The sequence below is a fragment of the Terrabacter terrae genome, assembly GCF_039529575.1.
GTDB lineage: Bacteria > Actinomycetota > Actinomycetes > Actinomycetales > Dermatophilaceae > Terrabacter > Terrabacter terrae.
This window is the reverse complement of sequence record NZ_BAAANB010000063.1, coordinates 1-4,979: the sequence shown is the minus strand read 5'-3', so window position 1 is coordinate 4,979 and position 4,979 is coordinate 1. Positions and strand designations below refer to the sequence as shown.

Annotated in this window: 6 protein-coding genes; 3 read left to right on the top strand and 3 right to left on the bottom strand. The window is 65.3% G+C overall.

Annotated features, from left to right (window positions below; translation table 11 throughout):
* Positions 1-97 precede the first annotated feature (97 nt).
* Genes ABD194_RS19050 through ABD194_RS19040 form a run of 3 tightly spaced genes read right to left on the bottom strand, consistent with a single transcriptional unit; the run spans position 98 to position 2,137 of the window.
* Positions 98-475 (bottom strand): sensory rhodopsin transducer, encoded by a 378-nt coding sequence (locus ABD194_RS19050; RefSeq protein WP_343994408.1) that lies wholly within the window; start codon positions 473-475, stop codon positions 98-100.
* A 25-nt stretch (positions 476-500) separates the two neighbouring features.
* On the bottom strand, positions 501-1,277 hold the full coding sequence (locus ABD194_RS19045; protein ID WP_343994406.1) for an SDR family NAD(P)-dependent oxidoreductase: 777 nt from the start codon (positions 1,275-1,277) through the stop codon (positions 501-503).
* Between the two features lie 56 nt (positions 1,278-1,333).
* A complete protein-coding gene (locus ABD194_RS19040; RefSeq protein WP_343994404.1) occupies positions 1,334-2,137 on the bottom strand; it encodes an IclR family transcriptional regulator in 804 nt (267 codons plus the stop codon).
* Positions 2,138-2,457: 320 nt separating this feature from the next.
* On the opposite strand from ABD194_RS19040, the gene ABD194_RS19035 reads away from it, so the two are divergent.
* The 3 genes from ABD194_RS19035 to ABD194_RS19025 form a co-directional block, all read left to right on the top strand.
* The gene (locus tag ABD194_RS19035) at positions 2,458-3,528 is read left to right on the top strand and encodes a substrate-binding domain-containing protein (protein WP_343994402.1); all 1,071 of its coding nucleotides are present in this window, start codon (positions 2,458-2,460) and stop codon (positions 3,526-3,528) included.
* 75 nt (positions 3,529-3,603) lie between these two features.
* Positions 3,604-4,377, top strand: a complete 774-nt coding sequence (locus tag ABD194_RS19030; protein ID WP_343994400.1) for an ATP-binding cassette domain-containing protein — start codon at positions 3,604-3,606, stop codon at positions 4,375-4,377.
* Positions 4,377-4,979 (top strand): ABC transporter permease subunit (locus tag ABD194_RS19025; protein WP_425580032.1); only part of this gene is annotated, 603 nt, incomplete at its 3' end. The genes ABD194_RS19030 and ABD194_RS19025, both read left to right, overlap by 1 nt.

The window sequence follows — 4,979 nt, the reverse complement described above, 5'->3', positions numbered from 1 at the left end:
CGACGCCGAGCCCGTAAGGACAAGGTCTCTCGTGGCTTGCGCGAATACCGACTATTAGCGGACGCGTCCATTCGCTGTCGAACCGGTTGGCAGACCCCTAGTGGCCGGTTGAAGCGGGGTAGGCGATGGTTGAAGCCAGCGCGTTTGCAGCCTGCCTCGAGTCCAGCCTCGTGTGCTGGACGACTATGGGGACCGACGCCGTGATGAGCACCGAGTAGTCGGTGCCCAGCGGGATGGGCTCCGGCTCAGCGAAGTCGTTGAAGCGAACGTGCAGCACGCGCTGTGCGGGGATGCGCATCCGATAAGGGCCTACCGGCTCACGGTCCGTGAAGTAGACAACCATCTCCACGTCCGCTTCCGCGTCGTTCATGTTCACCATGCAGGCGCTCTCGTGGCTGGTCATCTCTGGTTCTGGCCCAGAGCTGGCAGGTGGGATCCATCCATCGGCGATGACCCATTGCTTCTGTCCGATCACGGCAACCCTTTCCCGATGCTGTTTTTTAGACGCTGATGGAAGCCTTGGCGAGGACTCCGCCGTCGCACACGAGGTGAGACCCGGTCACGTAGGAGGAGTCGTCGCCCAGCAGCCACAGCACGGCACGAGCGGGCTCGCTGGGATCGGACATGCGGCCGAGCGGCACCTCGCTTTCGATGACCTGCTTCAGTTGCGGACGCTCGGCCTCCGGCACCGCCATCCACATCAGCGGGGTCTCCGTGGGTCCGGGCACCACGGCATTGACCCGCACACCGCGTCGCGCGTAGTCGATGGCCAAGGTCCGCGTGAGCGCGGATACGGCGCCCTTCGACGCGGCGTACGCGCTGTTGGCGCCAGCCGCGAAGGACACGAACGAGGCGGGTGAGGAGCACAGGACAATGGACCCCGGCAGGGCGGCGTCCAGCAGCCCCTGAAGCATGTACTTACTGGCGAAGAACGCACCGTTCAGATTGATGTCGAGAACCTTGCGCCAACGGTCCGCCGACAGCTCATGGGCGAAACCGCCGAGTTCCACGCCGGCAGAGGCGAAGAGTCCCTGCGGCGTGCCCAGGTCCTCACGCGCACTGGCGAAAGCGTGAGCGACGGCGTCCTCCTCGCGAACATCGACAACGTAGGTCGCCGCTTTCCCCCCAGCACTTTGCACCTCCTCTGCCACGCCCTGGAGGCGCGACTGATCAAGGTCCATCAGCGCAAGCCGGGCCCCGCGCTCGGCACAGAGCAACGCTGTGGCCCGGCCGATGCCGGATGCGGCGCCGGTGATTGCGATCGTTCGTTCTTGCATGAGGCACCCGTCAGTTCGTAGGGATCAGAAGGTGAATGAGTACTTGCGAACACCAGTTACGAGACCGACGGGTTAGCCGCCAGGGTCGCCGGGCTGGACGCCAACCGGGTCTCGATGGTGTGTCGGGCCTGGAACAGTCCTTCGAGGATGGCTGCGTGTCGTTCAGGAGTGATGCGAACATCGGGGGCTGAGCAGCTCAACGCGTACTGAGCCGTCGGTCCTGTGTTGATGAGGACCGCCGTGCATGTGAGGCCGACGGTGCTCTCGCCGGTCTCCATGGCATAGCCGCGCTGACGGATCTCGCCGAGTGCCCGGTGCAGCGGCTCCCGCTCGACGATGGTGTTCGGGGTCAACCGTCGCAGCGGGAAATCGAGGAGCGCGTCGACCTCTTCGTCTGTCCGCTGGGCCAAGAGCACCTTTCCAAGGGCGGTCGCATGGGCCGGCAGGCGTCGACCAACAGAAGAGAACAGTCGCAGCGGCTGAACAGAATCGCGCTTAGCGAGATAGACGATCTCGTTGTGCTCGAGACGAGCCAGGTGGATGGTCTCGTCGAACTCAGCGACCAGATCGTCGAGGATCGACGTCGAGATCGACACGACGGCGTCGGCCTCCAGATAGCGAGCCCCGGGCAGCAGAGACCTCACACCGAGTCGATAGGTCGGCCCCCCGGACTGAAGCCATCCTCGAGCCTCCAGCGTGCGCAAGATGCCGTGAAGGGTGCTCTTCGGCACCTCGAGCTCGGCCGCGAGATCGCTGAGAGTTCGGGGCTGCCCGTCCGTCAGCGCCTCCACGACGCTCAGCGCGCGTTCTACTGCTCGCACGCGAGTCTCAGCAACACCAGTCACGCCGTGTTCCACCATCAGGTTCCCCTCGTCTCATGCGCCGGTCGGGCAGGCGTCGACTCTCTGTCACGGACGTGATTTGCGCAAGCAACGTTCGACGCTGAGCCTCGGCGGAGGTGCCTCTGCCACTCCGGACCTCCTCGGACGCGTCCTCCGCGAGTGCAGGACGATCGGTCGGCAGAGATTTTGGATTCACTATTGCGAACACCGTTCGTGATGTGGAACAGTCTGGCACACCCAACAACGGGCGTCCACAGGCGCTCACAACGGCGGCGGGGGCTCCCGGTCACCTGCTTCCCCGTTCCCAGCGGAACAGAAATCCTTTTGGAGGAACGCCAATGAAGGCGACATCTGTTGCATGCGCGGTGGCTGCGGTCACTGCTGTCACGCTCCTGGCCGCGTGTAGCGATGCCAGCGGCACCACCGCCGGCGGTGGCTCGGGCGATAGCGGGGCCAAGGGCACCGCGTGCATCATCCTTCCGGACAGCGCGTCCTCGCCGCAGTGGGAGATGACCTTCCGCCCCGACTTCACCAAGGGCTTCACCGCCGCTGGCTACAAGGTCGACATCCAGAACGCCAACGGCGACACGAACAAGTTCGCCACCATCGGCGACCAGCAGCTCGCGCACGGGTGCGGCGTCATGATGATCGTTGACCTCGAGGGGGCCGGAGTTGGCGTCATGAACAAGGCGAAGGCGCAGGGCATCCCCGTGGTCGCCCTGGACCGACCCCTCGCTGGCGCCGACATCTACGTGTCGTACAACAACTTCAAGATCGGCCAGATCGAGGGCCAGGCGATCGTCGACGGACTGAAGGCCGCGGGCAAGGACCCCTCGACGGCGAAGGTCGTCTACGTGGGCGGCGACCCGACGGACGGCAACGCCAAGATGTTCCACGACGGCGCGGTGGATTCAATGGCGAAGGCCGGCATCAAGCCTGCAGCGGAGACCCGCGGGACGTGGGACGGACCCACGGCCACGACAGAGTTCGAGCAGGCTTACTCAAGCCTGCACGGCAACGTTGACGCCGTGTGGGTCGCCAACGACACCAACGCTGCCGGTGTCATCACCATCCTCGACAAAAACAACAAGGTGCTTCCTGTCTCGGGGCAGGACTCCACAGATGCCGGACTGCAGAACGTGCTGCTCGGCAAGCAGAGCGTGGACATCAACACCGCCGGGGATGCCGAGCCCAAGGCCGGCGTCCAGGTCGGGATCGACCTTCTCAACGGCAAAAAGCCCACCGCCAGCGACAAGCTGCCTGACGGCACCCCGTATGTGAAGGTCGACCCCCAGGTCGTCACGACGGCCACGGTGAAGGACCTGGTTGCGGCCGGCCAGACCACCGCGGCACGGCTGTGCACGACGCCCGAGCTCAAGGCCGCCTGCGCCAAGTACGGGGTCAAGTAACCCGACACGCGGCATTTCCCCCAGAACGCGCGCGCTCTCGGGGAAGGCCAGGCCCCATTAGACAAAGGAGACGGCATGAGCACGCCAGACTCGGCGGCCCCGACCATCGAACTCGTGGGAGTGACAAAGTCCTTTGGTGCGGTAGAGGTCCTCAGGGGCGTCAACTTCACGGCCCGCGCGGGCGAGGTCACGGCCCTCGTCGGGGACAACGGCGCGGGCAAGTCCACTCTCATCAAGGGCATGGCCGGTAGCCAGCCCTACGACGGGGGTGAGGTCCGCTTCCAAGGACGCACGGTGGACCTGCACACCCCGGCGCACGCCAGCGAACTGGGCATCGAGGTCGTCTACCAGGACCTGGCCCTGTGCGACAACCTCGACATCACCCAGAACATGTTCCTCGGCCGCGAGATGGTCGACGGCGTTCTGCTCGACGACCTGACGATGCAGACCCGTGCGGCGGCCACCCTCGACTCACTCGGTGTGCGCACCGTGACCTCGGTCAAGCAGTTGGTGGCCAGCCTGTCCGGCGGCCAACGCCAGACCGTCGCCATCGCCCGCTCGGTGCTGTGGAAGAACGCCGTCGTCATCTTGGACGAGCCCACGGCGGCTCTTGGGGTCGCTCAGACCCGGCAGGTTCTACAGCTCGTCCGCGACCTCGCCTCCACGGGCGTCGCGGTCGTCCTCGTCAGCCACAACATGCAGGAAGTGCTCAGCGTCGCCGACGTCGTGCACGTTATGTACCTCGGCCAGATCACTGCAGTTCTGGACGCCAAGGTCACCAACATCGAGGAAGTGGTGGGTCACATCACCGGCAAGGGCGCGATCACTGCCGCGCGAGGAGGTCTCTGATGAGCACGACGAAGAACGAGACAGTGACTGTCAGCGAGTCGACGACCACGTCCCTCGAAGCCCGGGTTCGACGCGGCCACTCGCAGTCCGTCATGGAAGAGTTCAAGGGCTACCTGGGCGTCCTGCGCAGCGGCAACATGGGTTCGCTGCCCGCCGTGGCGGGCCTGATCCTGCTCACGATCCTGTTCAGCGCGCTGAGTCCCGTCTTCTTCACCAGGCTCAACTTCGCCAACCTCCTCGAGCAGGCAGCCCCGCTGATCGTCCTCGCGATGGGGCTGGTGTTCACCCTGCTGCTCGGGGAGATCGACCTGGCCGCCGGCGTCACCTCCGGCCTGACGAGCGCCCTCCTTGTCGTGGCCATGGCACATGCGGGGCTCAACTGGTGGCTTGCCAGCCTGGTGGCCATCCTCGCTGGCGTCCTCATCGGACTGGGCATCGGCCTGCTCGTCTCCAAAGTCGGCATCCCCTCGTTCATCGTGACACTGGCCGCCTTCCTCGCCTTCCAAGGCCTTCAGCTCATGGTGATCGGCCAGGGCGGCCTCTACCGGGTGTCGTCCTCGCAGCTCCTCAGCCTCGAAAACGGCAACCTCCCGCCGGCGATC